The organism is Fructilactobacillus sp. X8R2C1 (genome assembly GCF_059900955.1).
This window is the reverse complement of record NZ_JBWXVI010000001.1, coordinates 25,105-45,983: the sequence shown is the minus strand read 5'-3', so window position 1 is coordinate 45,983 and position 20,879 is coordinate 25,105. Positions and strand designations below refer to the sequence as shown.

The window sequence follows — 20,879 nt, the reverse complement described above, 5'->3', positions numbered from 1 at the left end:
GCAAAAGATTTATTGGAGGTTAAACTATGGATTCAGTATTACTCTACCCAGGAAGCACAATTGGAATTATTGGTGACTATTTTAGTAGTACGCAACTAGTTAACGTGGCCCGCGACGCGGGATTGAAAATTGCCACCTATAGTTCTAATTCAGATAGCGAGATCGCTAGACAATCTGATTACGCATTTACAGGTGACGTTAATGATGTTGATACTTTAAGGGAATTTTCTGAGAAGTGTGATTTAGTTACATACGTTTCAAATGACATTGATCCTCAGGTTATTAGTGAAATCGAAAAGTATACTTATGTTCCTCAAGGCGAATCCCTTTTAGAGATTAGTCAGGACCGTGTGATGGAAAGGGCCTTTTTTGATCAAATTAACGTCAATACGTCACCATACGTCACTATTATTAACTTGGAAGATATCTATCAGGCAATTGATTCAATTGGATATCCTGCAATTTTAAAGCCAATTCAGCGACACATGACTAATAACCAACAGTTAGTTATTAACGAATCAAATGATATTGCACTTGCTTCTGATATGTTAAAAAGGGGCCCATATATACTGGAATCTTACGTTCCTTACCGTTTCGAATACGCAATTATTGCTACTAAATCAGTAAAAGAAGATTTACAACAATTTCCCGCCGTTAAAACCAGTTATTTAGGGAACATGCTCCAAACGGTAAGTACTGATACTTCCAAAACAGATTCTAACGTTATTAACGAAATGATTAGAATTGTTAATCAAATCGGCAAAAATGTTAAATACGTTGGTTCATTTGAGGTATCGTTCGGTGTAACGGCTGATCAAAACATTTACGTTACAAACATTGATCCAACCGTTAATAATGCCGGTTTTTTGTTTAATTTAGCTACTGATATCAGCGAGTATGATCAACATCTTCGGGCCATTTCAGGGTTGCCATTAGCTAAGATTAATAAGATTAGTGATGTGGTTGCTCGTTTGTTTACGAAAAAGCAATATGAACAGGTTCTTAGACAACGAATCCTTCAACCAAACTGGCAATTTTATTTTAATTATCACAGTAATGCACGTGATGATGATGTGGTTGGAGTGATTTTAATTCCAACCAATTCGGTCGAAGAGACGTTTAATCGAATTGTGAATACAGGAATTTGGACCAAAAATTAAATGTTATTAAAATTGAAGAGTCGGCAATTTGTCGGCTCTATTTTGCTATAATTAATGATGGATTTACAAAGCGAGAGGATTGGTTAACGTGTCAAAGACAGACCTACTAAAGACAATGAACGATAAGCAACAAGAGGCGGTAGAACAAACTGAAGGTCCACTTTTGATTATGGCTGGTGCTGGAAGTGGTAAGACCAGGGTGCTCACTCATCGAATTGCTTATCTAATTGAGAAAAAAGGTGTGATGCCATGGAATATTTTGGCGATTACATTTACCAACAAAGCTGCTCGCGAAATGAAGGAACGTGTTAGTAAATTACTTGGCGTCGGTGGTGACGATGTTTGGGTATCAACTTTTCACGCACTTGGCGTGAGAATCTTGAGACGTGACATTGATAAATTAGGTTATAATCGTGCTTTTTCTATCACTGATTCAGGAGAACAAAGGACCCTTGTAAAACGAATTTTAAAAGACTTAGATCTAGACCCGAAAAAGAATGATCCAAGGGCTATTTTAAGTGCCATTTCAAATGCTAAGAATAATTTACAGACTCCACGAGATTATCAAAAGTCACATTCAGCTAACAGTCCATTTGAAGAAGTGGTTTCACAGGTATATTTCGAATATCAAAAGCGACTTCAAGAAAACCAAGCTGTCGATTTTGATGATTTGATTATGCTTACGATTAGATTGTTTAAACAGTATCCAGAGGTTTTGAATTATTATCAAGATAAGTTTCATTACATCCATGTCGATGAATATCAGGATACCAATGAAGCACAGTATAAATTAGTATCAATGCTTGCCAAAAAGTATCAGAATTTATGTGTAGTGGGTGACGCTGATCAGAGCATTTATGGTTGGCGTGGTGCTAACATGAATAATATCTTGGATTTTGAAAATGACTATAAAAATGCATACGTTGTGAAACTGGAACAGAATTATCGTTCAACTAAGAATATTTTAAATGCCGCAAACGACGTTATTCAAAACAATGCCGAAAGAAAAGATAAGAATTTGTGGACGGAAAATGATACTGGCGAAAAGGTAACGTACTATCGTGCTCAAAGTGAGGCTAGTGAGGCCCATTACGTGGTGTCTAAGATTAAAGATGAGGTCAGTAAACATCATTATTCTTATAATGATTTTGCGGTCTTGTACCGGACGAATGCCCAGTCGCGTGTAATCGAAGAGACCTTCTTGAAATCAAATATTCCGTACACGATGGTTGGTGGGCATAAATTCTACGACCGTAAGGAAATCCGGGACATTCTTTCGTATTTGACTCTCATTGCTAATCCTAGTGATTCATTAAGTTTTGAACGGGTTGTTAACGTTCCTAAGCGCGGAATTGGTAGTTCAAGTGTGGAAAAGTTGAGAATGTTTGCAGCAGATAATGGATGGAGTCTACTAGAAGCAGCTCAAAATGTTGACTTGGCCAATAATATCTCCAGTCGTGCTCGAAATGCCATTGCTAATTTTGCTAATGTCATATCAAACGTTCAAAAAAAGCAAAAGGATATGACCGTTACGGAAATTACCGAAGCCCTTTTAGATCAATCTGGATATATGGCTGATCTAAAGAAAACCAATTCATTGGAGTCACAGACACGGATTGAGAATATTGAAGAATTTCTTTCTGTCACAAAAGATTCTGATTTAAAGTATGATGAACAGACTGGTAGTAGTGATAGTCGTTTGACAGATTTTTTGGCGGATCTGGCCCTTGTATCGGCTCAAGACGATGTTGATGAATCGGCTAAACAGGTGACTTTAATGACTTTGCATGCTGCTAAGGGACTTGAATTTCCAGTCGTCTTTATGGTTGGGATGGAAGAAGGAATTTTTCCTCTTAGTCGAGCTACTGAAAAGGAAAGTGAGTTAGAAGAAGAACGACGGTTAGCCTATGTGGGAATTACGCGGGCTCAGACCAAACTCTATATGACAAATGCATATTCACGAATGTTATATGGTAGAATGCAAAATAATCCCGAGTCACGATTTATGGATGAAATTAATTCGGATGTATTGGATAATGAGAGTTCAATTCCAACGGGACCTAAGACTCCATTTGACACCAGTAGTGAGTATAATAAACGAACCAATCGAGCCTTTAGTGAACCATATCATCGACCTAACAAACGAGTCGAAAAACCCCAAGGAACTGGTGCTGACAAGAAGTCATGGAATATTGGTGATAAAGTCAAACACAAGGCGTGGGGAACTGGAACTGTTGTTAAAATTAATGGAACTGGTGAAGATATGGAACTTGACATTGCCTTTCCAGAAAAAGGAATTAAACGTCTATTAGCTGCATTTGCACCCATAACAAAAATTCAATCGATTAAGTAAGGGAGTGGTAAGATTGTTTAAGATTCCAATGGATCAGGTTAATGAAAGTGAAGCAAAAAAAGAGGCCTCAGAACTAAGACCAAAGTTAATTAAGTGGGGAAAACAGTACTATGAACAGGATCAGCCAACCGTAGAAGATGCGGAATATGATCGAAACTATGCTCGCTTGCAGGATCTGGAAGCCAAGTTTCCAGCAATTATCACTCCTGATTCACCGACTCAGCACGTTGGTGGGGCAACTTCGAATGAATTTACAAAGGTCAATCACGAGATTCCAATGCTTTCACTAGGTGACGTATTTTCACCCCAAGAGCTTAAGGATTTTGTGGTTCGACTCAAGCACAACTATCCTCAAGATACTGAGTATAATTGTGAGTTGAAGATCGATGGACTAGCTATTTCACTTCGTTATGAGCATGGGGTGTTCGTGCAGGGATCGACTAGGGGAAATGGACAAATTGGTGAGGATATCACTGAAAATTTAAAAACCATCCCATCAATCCCTAAAAAATTAAGTCGACCCATTGATATTGAAGTACGTGGCGAATGTTATATGGGAAAAGAAGCCTTTTTAAAGTTAAATGAACGACGACAAAATGACGGAAAACCAACGTTTGCTAATCCGAGAAATGCTGCTGCCGGGAGTCTTCGACAATTGGATCCAAAAGTTACTAAGGATCGCCACTTAAGTACTTTTATGTATAACGTTGCTAATTATGACGATTTAAAGGCTACCACTCAAAGTGGACTTTTAGAGGAACTAAAAGAATTAGGCTTTACCATCAATGAGCATTATCAAGTGGCTGACAATATGGATCAGATTGATGCTTACATTAAAAAGTATTCAGCAGCAAGAGATAATCTCACCTTTGGTATCGATGGCATTGTGATTAAGACCAATTCGCTTCCTTTACAAATGGAAATTGGGCATACGGTTAAAGTTCCGAAGTGGGCGATTGCTTACAAGTTTCCGCCAGAAGAAGTTCATACTAAAATTAAAAAGATTGAGTGGACCGTTGGAAGAACGGGAGTGGTAACTCCTACCGCAATCATGGATCCAGTGCAATTGGCCGGTACTACCGTTTCAAGAGCGTCACTTCATAATCCTGATTATATTGAGAAAAAAGATATCCGTGTTGGCGATACAGTGGTTTTGTATAAAGCTGGCGACATTATTCCGGAGGTTGAAAGGTATCTTCCTGATCTAAGGCCAAAAGATTCTAAGCCATATGTTATCCCAGATCGATGTCCTTCATGTGGTGCTAAATTAGTCCACTTAGATGGTGAAGTTGCCTTACGTTGTATTAATCCGAAGTGTCCAGCACAGCTGGTGGAACAAATTAATCATTTTGCTTCTAGAAATGCAATGGATATTGATGGTTTGGGTCCTAAGATTGTGAAGCAGTTGTTTGATAAAAAAATGGTCTCGGATGTGGCCAGCTTGTATCACCTTAGTTATGATGAACTACTAACTCTTGATAAGTTTGGTGACAAGTCTGCTAACAATTTACTTTCTGCCATTGATAGTAGTCGGAGCAATTCACTTGAAAGATTGCTTTTTGGATTAGGCATCAGACACGTCGGTGCTAAAGCAGCGCGATTAATTGCTGCCCACTTTAAAACCATGGATGCTCTCATGAAATCAAGTGTCGAAGAAATCGCCTCAATTGACACCATTGGTCAAGTTATTGCTGATAGTGTTCATACTTATTTTGAAAACGCTGATAGTAGAGAATTAATTGGCGAACTCGTTGATGTTGGTGTTAATATGGACTATGTAAATAATGAAGAGATAGTACAACCAGATAACTTTTTCAATGGTAAACGAGTTGTATTGACCGGAAAGTTGGTTGATTTAACTAGGGGTCAAGCCAGTGAATGGCTTGAAAACCATGGAGCGGATGTCACAAGTAGTGTTTCTAAAAATACCGACCTAGTAATTGCGGGAGAGGATGCAGGTAGTAAGCTAACCAAAGCTCAATCTCTTTCGGTTCCGGTTTGGGATGAAGATCATTTTAAAAATGAAATGCAAAAAGAATGATAAGAAGTCGGAGGAATTTAAGTTGAGACGCTTAAAAGTAATTTTAATGGTGGCGGCTAGCGCGTTAATGTTAGTAGCTTGTGGGAGTACTAACAAGAGTACCACTAATACAAATAATAAGAATACACAATTAACCGGGGAAACTGGTGGTAAGAATTATCAGAGTGTTATTAAGGATGGACATTATCAAACCAGTAAATCGCGTGGAGTTGATATTCAACAAAATGATAATCAGTTTAACTTGAAAGGGTTTCAGAACGGTTTGCTTGGAATTTCCAAGCAAAATTTTTCGACTGATAAGTATGTTTTTCAGGAGGGACAATACATCTCTACTGACACTGTCGAGAAGTGGCTTGATCGTAAGTCAAAGCAAAACCCGGAGGGACTAAATCCATCGCAACAAAAGGGAAAAGTAACCCCAATGTACTTGCAACAAATGGATGAACAAGACTTCTTAGTTCCAAATGGTAATAAAATGACCATGAAGGGTATGACCATTGGCCTTGGGATCAATTCAGTGTACTACTACACTAAACAGAAGTATGGGAGCCAGTATCAACAGAAGATCCCCGATGATGTGGTTGAGAAACAAGGTAAGGAGATGGCTAACACGATCCTTAAACGATTGAGACAGAATAAAGAATTAAAGAATATTCCAATCGTGATTGCATTGTACAAGCAAGCTCCAAACGATAGTTTGACTGGTGGTAATTTCTTTGCCTCATCGGTTAACAATCCGGGCACGACGTCTGTAAACTCATGGAAACCAATTAATGAAAAATCATATGTGTTCCCGATTGCCAATGGTTCTAAGGGACCTAATACGAATGATTTATCTGCGTTTAATCAATTTAAGTCACAGGTTCAAAATTTCTTCCCTAACTTGAGTGGGATTACTGCACAGGCTCAATACAAGGGTAAGCAACTTCAAGGAATGCACATTAACATTACAACTCAATTTTATAGTCAAACTGAAATCATCAGTTTTACTCAATACCTACAGAATGCTGCTCAAAAATATCTTCCTGGCAGTGTACCAATTGATATTACCGTAAAATCAACTGATGGAATTCAAAGTTATTTGAACCGAAATGCGGGAGGAAAGTCCTTCAGTTCGCATGTGTTTAATAGCTATTAAGATTTAGTGATTTAGTAAAAGAGGGGATAAAATGGCTGATAAGATTACGGAAGAACAAACCCAACATATTGCTGGGTTAGCTAAGCTTGAATTAAAAAAAGATGAATTACCTGAATTCACCCAACAATTAAATGATTTGTTGAAAATGTTGGATACACTTGAAAAAGTTGATACATCGGGTGTTGAGCCCACTTATACGGTAACGGATCGAATTGATGTTACTAGAAAAGACGTGGCAGAAGATTGGCACGAACAAGATGCTTTGTTAAAGAATGCTCCTGATATTCAAGATGACTTAATTAAAGTTCCAGTAATTATTGACGAAAGTGAGGATGAATAATAATGAACTATTTAGATAAGGATTTGCGTTCACTTCACCAGATGTTGGTAAATAAGGAAATTTCGGCCGTTGACTTAGTAAAAGAGACCATGGACAACATCAAAACTACTGACCAAAACATTGATGCTTTTAATAATCTAAATGATAAAGCGCTTGAAAATGCTAAAGCCATTGATGAACGTGGGATTGATCCTAATAATATTTTAGATGGGATTCCGTTGGCTTTGAAAGATAACATCGTTACTAAAGAATTACCAACTACTGCATCTTCAAAAATGCTAGAAAATTTCACTTCAATTTATGATGCAACGGTGGCCAAGAAACTTTCTAATGCTGGTACCATTAACGTTGGTAAAACCAACATGGATGAATTTGCAATGGGAAGTTCAACTGAAAATTCAGCCCTTAAAACCACTCACAATCCGTGGGATTATAGCAAAGTTCCTGGCGGTTCGTCCGGTGGTTCGGCTGCCGCAGTTGCTTCCGGTGAAGTTCCAGTTGCACTTGGATCAGATACCGGAGGTTCAATTAGACAACCAGCTTCATTCACGGGAATTGTTGGAATGAAGCCAACCTATGGTCGAGTATCACGTTTTGGACTTATTGCGATGGCTTCAAGTTTTGATCAAATCGGACCTCTTACTAGAAGTGTCTTTGACAATGCTCTGGTTTTAAACGCAATTTCAGGTCATGACGAACACGATTCAACTAGTTCAAAACAGGAAGTTCCGGATTTCACCGAACACATTAAAGATGGGGTCGAGGGGATGAGAATTGGCATTCCCAAGGAATACGTTAATAAGTTATCTCCTGATGTTTCAAAAGCAATCAAAAATGCCGCAGAAACGTTTAAAAAATTAGGTGCAAAGGTTGACTGGGTTTCGATGCCTAATTCTAAATATGGCGTTATTGCTTATAATGCGCTTCAAACCGCTGAAGCATCTTCTAACCTAGAAAGATTCGATGGAATTCGTTATGGATATCGAGCATCAGATGCTCAAACACTTGATGAATTGTACGTTAAATCACGATCAGAAGGGTTTGGGGATGAGGTTAAGCGACGGATTATGCTAGGGACATTATCGCTTTCTTACGATAATGTTGATAAATATTACAAACAGGCTGCTAAAATTCGGACTTTAATCATCAATGATTTTAAAAAGGTTTTTGCTGACCATGATTTAATTTTGAGTCCAACATCTCGAGTTACTGCCTTTACAATTGGAGTAGAAGATCAAGATCCCATTGAAATGTATATGAATGATATTTTGACGATCCCAGCCAATATGGCTGGAGTTCCTGCTATGTCTCAAATTGCTGGATCCAGTAATGGTTTGCCAATCGGAATGCAATTAATGGGGAAACCGTTTGATGAGAGTACCATTTATAAAGCAGGATACGCTTTTGAACAGAATACTGATTTTCACAAGCAAACACCAAAGATGGGAGGTAAATAGTCATGAATTTTGAAACGACCATTGGTCTAGAAGTCCACGTTGAGCTTAAAACTAATTCAAAAATTTATAGTCCATCTGCTGCACAGTTTGGGGACAAGCCCAATAGTAATACTAACGTGATTGACTGGGGTTATCCTGGAACGCTCCCAGTCGTTAACAAGCAGGTCGTTGCGGATGGTATCACCGCGGCTCTAGCTTTACATGCTCATATTGAAAAGCACCCTCATTTTGATCGTAAAAATTATTTCTACCCGGATAATCCGAAGGGGTATCAGATTACTCAAAACGAGAGACCCACTGCTAGAAACGGATGGATTGAAGTCGAGACCAAAAATGGTAAGAAAAAAATTGGAATCGAAGAGATGCATATTGAAGAAGACGCTGGTAAGAATACCCATGAACAAAAATATTCTTATGTTGACTTAAACCGTCAGGGGACTCCGCTTATTGAAATTGTCTCTAAGCCTGAGATGACAACTCCGCAACAGGCATATGATTATCTGGAAGGATTAAGACAACGGATTCAATTTACCGGAATTTCTGATGTCAAGATGGAAGAAGGGTCAATGCGGGTTGATGTTAATATCTCAGTTCGACCCATTGGTAGTAAAGAATTGGGTCAAAAGATTGAATTAAAGAACTTGAATTCATTTAATCATGTTAGAAAATCACTTGAGTACGAAGAACAACGTCAACAACAGGTGTTGATGTCCGGCGGTCAGATTAATTCTGAGAGTCGTCGTTTTGATGAATCTACTGGTAAAACTGAGTTAATGCGTGTCAAAGAGGGAAAAGATGATTATCGTTACTTCCCAGAACCAGATCTTCCAACTTTGAGTATTTCTGATGAATGGATTAATGAATTAAAAGAATCCATGCCTGAGATGCCTATCAAACGTCGTAATCGTTACGTTAATGAATTAGGGATCACTGATTATGATGCAATGGTTATTACTCAGACCAAAGAAATGTCTGATTTTTATGATAAAATGGTTAAATTAGGTGCTGATCCTAAATTAGCCGCTAACTACCTTCAAGATAACGTCAATGCGTACTTGAACGATAATCAAGCTAACTTGGAAGACACCAAAATCACGCCTGAAGCGATGGCTACCATGATTAAAATGATTATGGACGATACCATCTCAAGTAAAATGGCTAAAAAAGTATTTAAGGCAGTTACTAAGGGGCAAGATCCAAAGAAATTCGTTGAAGAAAAAGGACTGGTCCAATTATCTGATCCTAAAAAACTGCAACCAATTATTGATGGGGTCTTAAAAGATAATCAACAGTCAGTTGATGATTATCATAATGGTAAAGATCGAGCTGTTGGGTATTTGGTTGGACAAATTATGAAACAAACTCATGGACAAGCTAATCCGCAAGTTGTAAACAAATTATTGAAAGGTTCTTTAGATAAATAGGGTGATGTAAGAATGGTCAAAAAAGCACGAGTAATTTACAATCCAACGTCTGGACGTGAAATGTTAAAACCGCAGTTGGTTAATATTTTGGATGTTTTGGAGAATGGTGGATATGAAGCCAGTGCTTTTGCGACCACCCCCAAACCACATTCAGCACGTGATGAAGCCGCCCGTGCATCTGAAGAGGGATTTGATCTCATCATTGCGGCAGGTGGAGATGGGACCATCAATGAAGTAATTAATGGCATTGCTCCACGTGATTATCGACCACAATTAGGAATCATTCCCGCTGGAACTACCAATGATTTTGCGCGTGCATTGCACATTCCTCGAGATGATTACGTTGAAGCTGCTAAAGTGATCACTAAGGGCAATGTTTCAAAGATGGACGTTGGTAAAGCATACAATGATGAAGTGACTAATTATTTCATTAATATTGCGGCTGGTGGGTTTATGACAGAATTAACTTACAATGTTCCTTCTGATTTAAAGACTATTTTTGGGTATCTTGCATACCTGGTAAAGGGAGCAGAAATGTTGCCAAATGTGAAGCCAGTTCCGATGTTATTAAAGTATGATGGTGGAGAATATCGTGGGAAGGCTTCAATGTTTTTTTTAGCCATGACTAATTCAGTGGGTGGTTTTGAACAAATTGTTCCAAACGCAACCATGGATGATGGTAAATTTACCATGATTATTGTTAAAACTGGTAATTTAGTTGAAATGTTGCAATTAATTGCTAAAGCGTTTAATGGCGGTCGGCACATTGATGATCCTAGGATTATATACAAAAAGACCAATACATTTGAGGCTTTTCCTGGGGATGATAGTCGCTTACAGATTAATCTTGATGGCGAATACGGTGGTGATGCTCCGATGAAGTTTGTCGATCTAAAGCAGCGAATTAGTATTTATTCCAACCTTAAGACTGATGATATCAGTGAGTCGGCTAGTGTCGCTCCTCAGGTCAAGAATGTTGAAAAGAAGTTTGTCAGAAAAGTCGATGAACTTCCATCTGATAGTAAAAAATAAGTTTTGCCGTGTAACGGCAAAACTTTTTAGTAAGGAGAACAAATGAGCGCTAAAAAAGAAGCTCCAGTACAGAAAAACCAAGACCTCACGGTAAACGTGATTGATTTGACTTACCAGGGAATGGGGGTTGGTAAGGTTTCCGATTTTCCGATTTTCATTGAGGATGCTCTTCCAGGTGAGAAAGTCCAGATCAGGGTGATTAAAGTTAAAAAGAACTTCGCCTTTGGAAAATTAGAAAAGATTATCGAACCAAGTCCCAATCGAGTTCAAGCAATTGATCGACGGTATACGCAGTCTGGGATTGCTCCATTACAACACCTTGCATATCCAAAACAATTAGAGTTTAAACAACATCAGATTGAGGAATTGTTTAAGAAGGCTCATTTAAACGTTGCTGTTGCTCAAACAATTGGAATGGATAATCCATCAAAATACCGAAATAAGGCTCAGATTCCGGTTAGGAAGATGAATGGTCAATTGGAAACGGGTTTTTATCGGCGCCACAGTCATGATTTAATTCCAATTGAAGACTTTTACATTCAAGATCCTCACATCGATGAAGCTATTATTAAGGTTCGGGATGTTTTACGAGCTTATCATGTTAGTGCTTACAATGAGGCAACTCACAAGGGTTGTATCAGGAATATTATGGTCCGTTATGGAAAAGCAACCGGCGAGATGATGGTAGTTTTGGTTACCAATGGTAAAAACTTGCCACATAAAGATGAAATTATTAAATCCATTAATGATCAGTTGCCTGATTTAGATAGTTTAATTCAAAATGTTAATGATTCTCACGGGAATCGACTGATGGGGGACACGAACATCCTGTTATCAGGTAAAGCTTACATCAAGGATGAACTCTTAAACACCAAGTTTTTGATTTCACCAATGTCGTTTTACCAGGTTAATCCGGTTCAGACTGAAAAACTTTATTCTTTGGCCATCGATAAGGCGCAATTATCGAAAAATGATGTGGTGGTTGATGCGTATTGCGGGATTGGGACAATTTCACTGGCAATGGCACCAAAAGTTAAGCATGTGTACGGAGTTGATGTGGTTGCTGAGGCAATTGAAGATGCCCGAAAGAACGCTAAATTAAATCATATTGATAATGTTAGCTTTGTGGTTGCAAAGGCTGAGGACCAGATGAAGAAGTGGGCAGAGCAGGACATTCGACCAAATGTCGTGGTAGTTGATCCGCCAAGAAAGGGCCTTGATCCAACCTTTATTGCTAGTGTCTTAGAGATGAAGCCAGAACGATTAGTATATGTTTCATGTAATCCTGCTACTCTTGTACGGGATTGTCAGGCTTTAATTGATGGTGGCTATGAAATTAAACAACCAATTCAACCAGTGGATCAATTTCCGCAAACACCGCATGTTGAAAGTGTAACGGTGTTGGAAAAGAGTAAATAAAAAGAATCTAGCGAGCTAGATTCTTTTTATTTTTCAGTTGAAGTTTTGTTTTTCATCATTTTATGCCAGTAATAAACTGGAATTCCGATTAAAGTGGCTATGATACCAATGGTAGCCAAAACGGTTTGGGTCAGGATCGTTGAAACTAAGATAAAGATTCCCCCGGCTAGTGCGAAAATTGGGACAATTGGATACCAAGGTACTTTGTATGGGCGAACCAACTCCGGTTCACGCTTTCTTAAGATGAATAAAGCAACGAATAAAAGGCAATTAAATATCCACATCACGAAAACTAACATATCAGTTAGCATATCAAAACTACCCATGAAAATCATAACGACAGCGATCATAAACATGAATAATCCCGAAATGTAGGGGGTAGCAGTGTGTTTAGAAAGTTTTGCAAAGTATTTACTAAATGGTAATTGATCGTCTTTACCCATTGCATACGGAACTCTGATCCCGGTTAAGATGTAACCATTCATAGCGCCATAAACGGAAATTAGGATGCCAATGGTCACTAGTTTTCCGCCAATGCCACCAAATAGTTTCATGGCAACTTCATAGGCGGTGTTTTGATTTCCTGCAATTTGGTCAAGTGGCATATTTTTTAAGAAAACCCAGTTTACCAAAACGTAGATGATCATAATAAAAGTTAAACCCAAAATAATGGCCTTAGGAAGGTCCTTTTGGGGATTTTTCATTTCGCCGGCGATGCTTCCGATGTTGATCCATCCATCGTAGGCAAACATTGTGGCCAGTAATCCGCCACCAAAAGCAGTTAATAGGTTAGTGGAGCCATGGTTTTGGATTGGAGGCCAAAAAGATACGTCAACGTGACTCGGGAGTAATAGTCCAGCAATTACAATGATAAAGATAGGAATTAATTTGACAATTAGTGTCAAAGATTGGACTCTTCCGGCTACTTTTGATCCTAAAAGGTTAATTAACGTAACACTTAATGCACAAATAATTGCAATGGTAATTGAGAGTGATGTTGATAAGTGAAACAAATTAATTAGTTGAGTGGAGAAAACAATTGAGAGAGCCGCTAAGTTGGCCGGAAAATACACAAGGATTTCGGCCCATCCCAGTAGGAATCCAGTTAGCGGTCCATAAGTATATTTTAAGTATTGAATGGTTCCTCCAGTTTTAGGAATGGCCGCAGCCAATTCTGAAACCGTTAGTCCACCACAAATTGTTAAAAGACCACCAATGATCCATGCTAGGATGGTGAGAGTAACAGAATGAGTATTAGATACGACACTGGCAGTTTTGAAAAAGACTCCAGCACCGATCACGGTTCCCATGACAGTTGACAGAGCAGCACCGATTCCAATGTTTTTCTTTAAGTTGCTTTGAGGCATTTGATCCACTCCTTTTTGCGTAATGGTTAATTATAGCATGGGGCCAAATCGAAGTCAGTACATAAAATAAAAAAGCATCCAATTGGATGCTTTTTAGTGATATTGATTTAGTCTTCGTCTTTTGGACCGGTTTTCCAATCATTTTCATGTTCACGTTGGTAATTAGCAATGTTCTTGTATTCTGGTTGAAGATGACGACTTAGACGAATGTAAATTGGGATCAATTCACGATAAGCTTGGTAATTCTTTGGATTTGGTTTATGAGTATTGGTAACCCCAACAAACTTGCTGACGTCGTAAAGGCTGTCAATCATGCCTAAACTGTACATTCCAAGGGTAGCAGCTCCAAGAGCCGTACCTTCGAAGCTTTCTGGAATGTTGACGTCTTGTTCAAAGATGTCGGCTAACATTTGGCGCCAAAGTTCTGAACGAGCAAAACCACCAGTTGCTTGAATACTCTTTGGTTCGCCAACAACTTCTTCAAGGGCTAACATAACGGTGTAGAGGTTATACACGATTCCTTCAAGAGCAGATCGAATCATGTGGGCACGAGTGTGTTTTCTGGTCAAACCGAAGTATGTTCCACGAGCGTCAGCATCCCAGATTGGAGCTCTTTCACCACCCAAGAACGGCAAGAAGATTAACCCTTCGGATCCTGCTGGAATCTTAGAAGCAATTTCAGTTAGAAGATCGTAAGCATCAATGTTCATCTGTTCGGCAGTGACTTTTTCTGGCAAGCAAAGTTGATCACGAACCCAACGGAAGACAATTCCACCGTTATTAACGGGTCCACCGACAACCCACATATTCTTAGCTAGGTAGTAACAGAATACACGACCCTTAGGATCAATCGTTGGCTTGTCGTTAACGACACGAACGGCACCAGAAGTTCCAATTGTGACAGCTACTACACCAGGTTTAATGGCGTCTACCCCTAAGTTAGCCAGAGGACCGTCAGAAGCACCAATGATAAATGGTGTATCTTTATCAATTCCAATTTTATCGGCGTATTCTTCGTTTAAGCCCTTTAATTGATAAGTGGTGTCTACTAATTCAGGCAGTTGATCACGCTTGATGCCAGCAACTTTTAAGGCTTCATCGTCCCAGTCCATGTCAAAAATATTGAATAGGCCAGTTGCATTAGCGATCGAATAGTCTTCTTTTAGAACCCCAAATAATTTATAGTTGATGTATTCTTTAACACCAACAAAATAACGGGCTTTTTTAAACAATTCAGGCTTTTCATTTCTGAGCCACATGGCCTTTACAAGTGGTGTCATTGGATGAGTTGGAACACCAGTCTTTTTGTAAAGTTCCATTCCAATGCCGTTTTCTTTTAATTTATCTGCGTATTCAACGGCACGATTATCTGCCCAAGTGATTGCGCGGGTGAGTGGCTTGTGGTTCTCATCCAAGAGGATCAAACTGTGCATCGCACACGAATATGAAACTCCCTTGATGGTGTCTTTTTTAGGGTCTACTTTTTTAAGAACATTTTGTAGACCTTGAATCATCGCTGAGAAAATCTCCTCTGGATCTTCTTCTGCCATGTCGGCAGTGTCTTGATACAAAGTATATCCATCGTTTGAATAACCCTTAACTTCACCTTTGTCATCGTATAAAACGGTTTTGACACTTGTAGTTCCGATGTCGACCCCAATTACGTTTTCCATTATAATCTTTCCCTTCCATGCTAGTTGATGCACTCTATGACAGATTTCATGCCAACTTTATTAAGTGATCGAGTAAAAAAATTATACTACTTATAACGCTTTCATTATATTGAAATCAACGTTTGAATTCAAGCGAATATCAATAAATAGTGATAATATTGATTTATAATTATACTAATTATAAGAAATGATTGAGGAGGTCCAAATGACTGAGATTAACCGGTCCAACCTTCGAAAAAAAGCAAGAAAAGAAAAATTAACTAGGTGGGCATTAATTGGACTGGTTAGTGTACTGCTACTAGTTATCGTTATTTCCATTTGGATGTATTTTGCCCATAAAAATCGTGATCGCGAATTGCTTTTGAAAAAGTATCCAGTTCAGGGTGTGACGGTAAATCAAGACGATGGGTACATCGATTTTACGGCACTTAAACAGAAAGGCCAAAAGTTCGTGTACATTCGTTCTACTCAAGGAGCAAGCTTTGCTGACGATAATTTTGATAATAATTACAATCGCAGTCAGGGATCTGGGTTAAAGATTGGGGTTTATCATACCTATGGATTTAAGAGTAGTATTGAGGACCAAGAGAGTAATTTTATAACTCAAGTCAAAGATAATACCGGGACGCTTCCAATCGTCATTCAAGTTCGATATTACTATCCGTATGATGAAAACAACGTGAATTTAAAGCAACAAAAGAAACGGATTAATGAATTCGTTCAGTTTTTGTACCAGAGATACGATCGACCTGTTATTATTAATACTAACGAGAAGATGTACCGAGAATTTAGATCAATTCCACACGCCGCTTTTTGGTTAAATAGTGAAAGCGATGCAAAGAAACCGCACGTGCGCTTTATCAACATGAATTCTTCCGATCATTTAAACATTGATGGGCAGAAGGGAAGCTTTGATTCCGTAGCTTTTAATGGGAACCAGAAGCAGTGGAATCAGTATCTAGGTCAGGTAAATATTGTAAATAATGAAGAAATGCAATGGGAGAACTATAATGATTAAATTAGGAATAATTGGAACTAACTGGATCACACAAAAGTTTGTTGATGCTGCTGTTAGTACTGGCAAGTATAAGTTGAATGCTGTTTATTCAAGAAAATTAGATACGGCGCGGAAATTTGCTCAGCCAAATGATTGTGACAACATTTTTGATGATTTACAGGTTTTCTTTGAATCTGACAAATTCGACACCGTTTATATTGCTTCACCAAATGCCATTCACTATCAACAAGTCATTGAAGCACTTAAGCATGACAAGAATGTCATTGTTGAAAAGCCTGCTTTTATTGGACCATATCAATTCCAGTCTGCCATCGACACGTTAAAGCAACATCCCAAAGCTCGCTTAATGGAAGCAGCACGGAACATTCACATGCCCGCTTTTAAAGCGGTTCAAGATCAAATTGATGATATTAAAATTGATGGGGCAGAATTTACTTTTAGCAAATATTCTTCTCGATACGATAAGGTTCTTAAGGGTGAAGTTCCGAATGTCTTTAACCTTCAATTTGGTGGCGGAGCCTTGGAAGACCTCGGAGTTTATCCTGTGTATGATGCCGTTGCTCTATTTGGATTACCAAGAACACAGATGTACTATCCTAAATTCATTGAAACCGGAGCTGATGGTGGTGGAGTTGCTGTTTTAAACTATGGTACTTTTGATGTTACTTTAAACTTTAGTAAGGTGATTACTTCGTATCAACAATCAGAGATCTACTGTGGAAAGCAAACGGTCTTAATTGATAATGCTGGTGAGTTTACGGCAGCTAAATTAATGAATGAGGGTAAAGAAAGTGAGATTTCTCCTCTTTATACCGACAATCCGATGATTCCAGAAGCAAATGATTTTGCTGAAGTCATAAATCATCCAGGGAATCCTGTTTACGAAAATCGATACGTTGGAGGACTGAATTTAATGCAGAAAGTTAATGCTTTAATGGGACGTCTTGCTGATAGTGCTGGAATTCATTATTTACAAATAGGAGAATAGTGTGCTCGAACAATTTGTTAAGCGTTTTGAAAAATTAGGATATGAAAAACAGACCCCAATCCAAAAAGCAGTCTATGCACCGATGATTGAGGGTGAAAATGACATTGTCGCACTATCACCAACTGGTTCTGGCAAGACCGTGGCGTTTACAATGCCGATTTTGGCTAATTCGATGCCAGGGGTTGGCACACAGGTCATTGTAATCGAACCTACTCAAGAACTGGCGATGCAAGTGGCAGGTGTGATTAGAGATTGGGCGGTTCCTTTTAAAGTGAAAATTTTGCCATTGATTGGTGGAGCAAACGTTAAACGGCAACAAGAACAGTTAAAAAAACATCCAGAGATTGTTGTGGGAACTCCCGGAAGAATTCTTAGCTTGATTAATGAACGAAAATTAAAGGTTAATGACGTTGAAACAGTGGTCATTGACGAAGCTGATGATTTGCTCAACGATACTTCTTTAGATCAGGTTAAAAATATTATTGCTGCAGTTCCAAGAGATGCTCAGGCTGCCTACTTTTCTGCTACAGACACTGATGTTTTGTATCATCTAAAGGAAAAAATGGGTAAAAGTGCCGACATAATTGACGTTAGGGATGTTGATCAAACCAGGGGTAAGGTAACCCATGGCCTCTTTCAAATCTCACGAGCCAAGCGAAATGAAATGTTAAACCGGTTATCTAAAATGCAAGGTTTTAAAGCATTAGTATTTTTTAATCAGACTGATACGCTTAATCGGGCTTTTAATTTCTTCAAACACGAGGGAAATGGCAAGGTACAAAAATTAGCCGCAGGTGAAAGTAAACAGAGCCGCAAAAAGGCGCTGGACGATTTTCGTTTGGGAAGAATTAAATTATTATTAACGACTGACGTGGCTGCAAGGGGACTTGACATTGCAAAATTACCAGCTGTGATTAATTATGATTTGCCAAATGAATCGAATACCTACATTCATCGTGTTGGTCGAACGGGCCGAATGGGTGAACCAGGGTTAGTAATTAATTTTGGAGATGACCATGATCTTCGCGATTTAAAGCACGTTTTAGATAATAGTGAATACGATTTAAAACCGATTTATTATTTCAACGGCAAGATTGTTGATCACATTGATGACTCACAGTTAGAGCATCAAAAAGAAATCAAACAACAGGCACTGACTAAAAAAAGACAGGTGCACGAAGCTATCCAGGCTAAACCAAAAAAGAATAAACACCGAAAACGAAGACAGAAAAATAAGGGCAAATCTAGTAGTCATAAAAATCATCATTAGTTTGTTTCTTTACTAAATTTTTTATTCGTGAGAGAATAGAAAATGTTTTTGGCCCCATAGCACAACTGGATAGGGCAACCGCCTCCTAAGCGGTCGATCTCAGTTCGAGTCTGAGTGGGGTCATCTATAAGCGTTAAAACACTTCATTTAAATGAGGTGTTTTTTATTTGGGCAAATGTTGGTGATGACAATTAATTAATTGATTTTTGGGCTTATGGGCGATTATAATGGGTTCTACACGGATTTACATTTTAGGAGGAAATTATATTGAATATTTTAATTGCTTTACTCCCAGCGTTAGGGTGGGGGCTCCTTCCTATTGCAACTGGGTTAATCGGTGGTAAGCCAGTTAATCAGTTGATGGGAACTACATATGGAGCGTTAATCATTGCCATCCTTGTGTTTATTTTTAAACAACCAGTGATCACCATGCAGGACTTTTGGTGGTGTTTACTTTCAGGGATGGCTTGGGCAGTTGGTCAAATGACTCAGTACATGGCCTTTACTCAAATTGGTGTATCACGAACGATGCCAATTTCAACTGGTTTGCAGTTAGTTGGTACTTCAGTTACCGGAGTGATTTTCTTTGGTGAATGGGCTGGCTTAATTCCCAAGCTAGCTGGTTTTGGATCAATTATTTTGATTATCATTGGGGTCTTACTAACAACTTTGAAAGACAATGGCAGTAATGAACCCAAGACGGCTGAAGAGAATGCCGCTCAGCATACTCGGAATGGTTTAATTCTGTTAGTAATTGGCATGTTTGGCTATATTGGATACTCTGATTTTCCAAGGATTGCTAATACCAATGGTTGGTCAGCATTTCTGCCCCAGACGATCGGGATGGTCATCATGGGAACGATCTTTGTTATTATTAGTGCTTACAAAACCAAGGTTAATCCGTTTAAACAAGCTGTTTCATATAAAAACATTATTACCGGATTTTTGTTCGGATTTGGTGCCTTCTTCTATCTAATTTCGACTGAATTAAACGGAGTGGCCACTGGATTTACGATTTCACAGATGTGTGTTGTCATTTCAACCTTTGGTGGAATTATAATTCTTCACGAACACAAGACAAAGAAAGAACTAGTATTTGTCACACTTGGAATGATTTGTGTCATTCTTGGTGGTGTCATTACAAGTTTTATTTAAAATTTTATCTTTTCAAAAAAGGACACATTTAGTGTCCTTTTTTTGTGAATTTGAACATCGGTTTGATTTAAAAGGTAGTATATTGAACTTGAAGAGAATGGTTAGAAATTATTTTAATTCGGGGGATTAAGTTTGAATATTTTAATTGCATTATTACCAGCGATTGCTTGGGGTATCTTACCAATTTCAATCGGTTTGCTAGGTGGAAAGCCAATTAATCAACTAATGGGTTCTACATATGGAGCCATTTTAATTGCTGTTATTGTCTATTTCATTAAGCAACCAGTGATTTCAAAAGAAGTTTTTTGGCTTTGTCTTCTGTCTGGGATGGCATGGGCAATTGGACAATATACTCAGTACACGGCATTTTCACTGATGGGAGTTTCGCTATCAATGCCAGTGTCAACTGGTCTTCAGTTGATTGGCAATTCATTAACTGGAGTAATTGTTTTTGGTGAATGGGCGGGTTTGATTCCAAAGTTAGCTGGATTCGGATCGATTATTTTAATCATTTTGGGTGTTTTACTAACTACCAAAAAAGACAGGACGTTAGCACCAAAAACTGAGGAAGAAAAGCAACAGGTTAATATTAGAAAGGGTGTTTTAGTTTTAATCGTCGGAACTTTTGGGTATGTTGGCTATTCGGCATTCCCAAAAGTTGCTAATACTAATGGATGGGCAGCGTTTCTCCCTCAAACCATTGGAATGGTCGTGATGGGAACTATCTTTGCCTGCTTTATAATATTTAAAACCAAGGTTAATCCGTTTAAAGAAGTGGCTACCTATAAAAATATTATCAGTGGTTTCTTGTTTGGATTTGGTGCTTTAACCTATTTGATTTCAACTGAATTAAATGGAGTAGCAACTGGATTTACGATTTCGCAAATGTGTGTTGTCATATCAACCTTTGGTGGAATCATCTTTTTACACGAACACAAAACTAAAAGAGAACTTTTATATATTACCATTGGAATGATTTTCGTCATTATTGGCGGAGTCATTACTAGTTTTATTAAGTAAAAGAAGAGGTGGCCGATGCTATTT

The 20,879-nt window shown here is 38.4% G+C and carries 16 protein-coding genes and 1 tRNA gene; 15 read left to right on the top strand and 2 right to left on the bottom strand.

All coding sequences use genetic code 11. From position 1 onward, the window contains the following. The first annotated feature begins 26 nt into the window (after positions 1-26). From AC6UD6_RS00190 to rlmD, 9 genes are all read left to right on the top strand, one after another. The gene (locus AC6UD6_RS00190) at positions 27-1,160 is read left to right on the top strand and encodes an ATP-grasp domain-containing protein (RefSeq protein ID WP_500693570.1); all 1,134 of its coding nucleotides are present in this window, start codon (positions 27-29) and stop codon (positions 1,158-1,160) included. Positions 1,161-1,248: 88 nt separating this feature from the next. Further along, entirely contained in the window at positions 1,249-3,513 is a 2,265-nt protein-coding gene (pcrA, locus tag AC6UD6_RS00185) for a DNA helicase PcrA (protein ID WP_500695223.1), read from the top strand. A 22-nt stretch (positions 3,514-3,535) separates the two neighbouring features. Next, positions 3,536-5,554 carry an NAD-dependent DNA ligase LigA gene (gene ligA / locus AC6UD6_RS00180; protein ID WP_500695507.1) on the top strand — a complete coding sequence of 673 codons (2,019 nt, stop codon included), beginning with the start codon at positions 3,536-3,538 and terminating at the stop codon, positions 5,552-5,554. Further along, on the top strand, positions 5,535-6,692 hold the full coding sequence (locus tag AC6UD6_RS00175; protein ID WP_500695222.1) for a CamS family sex pheromone protein: 1,158 nt from the start codon (positions 5,535-5,537) through the stop codon (positions 6,690-6,692). The genes ligA and AC6UD6_RS00175 overlap by 20 nt, the downstream gene beginning before the upstream one ends. Before the next feature lie 31 nt (positions 6,693-6,723). Beyond that, entirely contained in the window at positions 6,724-7,032 is a 309-nt protein-coding gene (gene gatC, locus AC6UD6_RS00170) for an Asp-tRNA(Asn)/Glu-tRNA(Gln) amidotransferase subunit GatC (protein ID WP_500693573.1), read from the top strand. Positions 7,033-7,034: 2 nt separating this feature from the next. After that, positions 7,035-8,489, top strand: coding sequence for an Asp-tRNA(Asn)/Glu-tRNA(Gln) amidotransferase subunit GatA (gene gatA, locus AC6UD6_RS00165; protein WP_500693574.1), 1,455 nt, complete (start codon positions 7,035-7,037; stop codon positions 8,487-8,489). 2 nt (positions 8,490-8,491) lie between these two features. Further along, on the top strand, positions 8,492-9,913 hold the full coding sequence (gene gatB / locus AC6UD6_RS00160) for an Asp-tRNA(Asn)/Glu-tRNA(Gln) amidotransferase subunit GatB (protein WP_500695221.1): 1,422 nt from the start codon (positions 8,492-8,494) through the stop codon (positions 9,911-9,913). A gap of 12 nt (positions 9,914-9,925) precedes the next feature. Beyond that, the gene (locus AC6UD6_RS00155) at positions 9,926-10,945 is read left to right on the top strand and encodes a diacylglycerol kinase (RefSeq protein ID WP_500693576.1); all 1,020 of its coding nucleotides are present in this window, start codon (positions 9,926-9,928) and stop codon (positions 10,943-10,945) included. Between the two features lie 42 nt (positions 10,946-10,987). Continuing rightward, the gene (rlmD, locus tag AC6UD6_RS00150) at positions 10,988-12,364 is read left to right on the top strand and encodes a 23S rRNA (uracil(1939)-C(5))-methyltransferase RlmD (RefSeq protein ID WP_500695219.1); all 1,377 of its coding nucleotides are present in this window, start codon (positions 10,988-10,990) and stop codon (positions 12,362-12,364) included. Between the two features lie 26 nt (positions 12,365-12,390). Here the strand turns inward: rlmD and AC6UD6_RS00145 are convergent, their stop codons facing one another. Both AC6UD6_RS00145 and gntK read right to left on the bottom strand, forming a co-directional pair. Next, positions 12,391-13,731: an APC family permease gene (locus tag AC6UD6_RS00145; RefSeq protein ID WP_500695218.1), complete on the bottom strand. Its 1,341-nt coding sequence runs from the start codon at positions 13,729-13,731 to the stop codon at positions 12,391-12,393. A gap of 107 nt (positions 13,732-13,838) precedes the next feature. Beyond that, positions 13,839-15,404 carry a gluconokinase gene (gene gntK, locus AC6UD6_RS00140; protein WP_500695217.1) on the bottom strand — a complete coding sequence of 522 codons (1,566 nt, stop codon included), beginning with the start codon at positions 15,402-15,404 and terminating at the stop codon, positions 13,839-13,841. A 205-nt stretch (positions 15,405-15,609) separates the two neighbouring features. Here gntK and AC6UD6_RS00135 point away from each other — a divergent pair, with 205 nt between their 5' ends. From AC6UD6_RS00135 to AC6UD6_RS00110, 6 genes are all read left to right on the top strand, one after another. Then, on the top strand, positions 15,610-16,422 hold the full coding sequence (locus AC6UD6_RS00135) for a GH25 family lysozyme (RefSeq protein ID WP_500695216.1): 813 nt from the start codon (positions 15,610-15,612) through the stop codon (positions 16,420-16,422). After that, positions 16,415-17,410 (top strand): Gfo/Idh/MocA family protein, encoded by a 996-nt coding sequence (locus AC6UD6_RS00130; protein WP_500695215.1) that lies wholly within the window; start codon positions 16,415-16,417, stop codon positions 17,408-17,410. The genes AC6UD6_RS00135 and AC6UD6_RS00130 overlap by 8 nt, the downstream gene beginning before the upstream one ends. A 1-nt stretch (position 17,411) precedes the next feature. Then, positions 17,412-18,680, top strand: a complete 1,269-nt coding sequence (locus AC6UD6_RS00125; RefSeq protein ID WP_500695214.1) for a DEAD/DEAH box helicase — start codon at positions 17,412-17,414, stop codon at positions 18,678-18,680. Positions 18,681-18,730: 50 nt separating this feature from the next. Further along, positions 18,731-18,803, top strand: a tRNA-Arg gene (locus AC6UD6_RS00120). A gap of 144 nt (positions 18,804-18,947) precedes the next feature. Then, positions 18,948-19,835: a GRP family sugar transporter gene (locus AC6UD6_RS00115; RefSeq protein ID WP_500693583.1), complete on the top strand. Its 888-nt coding sequence runs from the start codon at positions 18,948-18,950 to the stop codon at positions 19,833-19,835. Positions 19,836-19,967: 132 nt separating this feature from the next. Beyond that, positions 19,968-20,855 (top strand): GRP family sugar transporter, encoded by an 888-nt coding sequence (locus AC6UD6_RS00110; RefSeq protein WP_500695213.1) that lies wholly within the window; start codon positions 19,968-19,970, stop codon positions 20,853-20,855. The last annotated feature ends 24 nt before the right edge of the window (positions 20,856-20,879 follow it).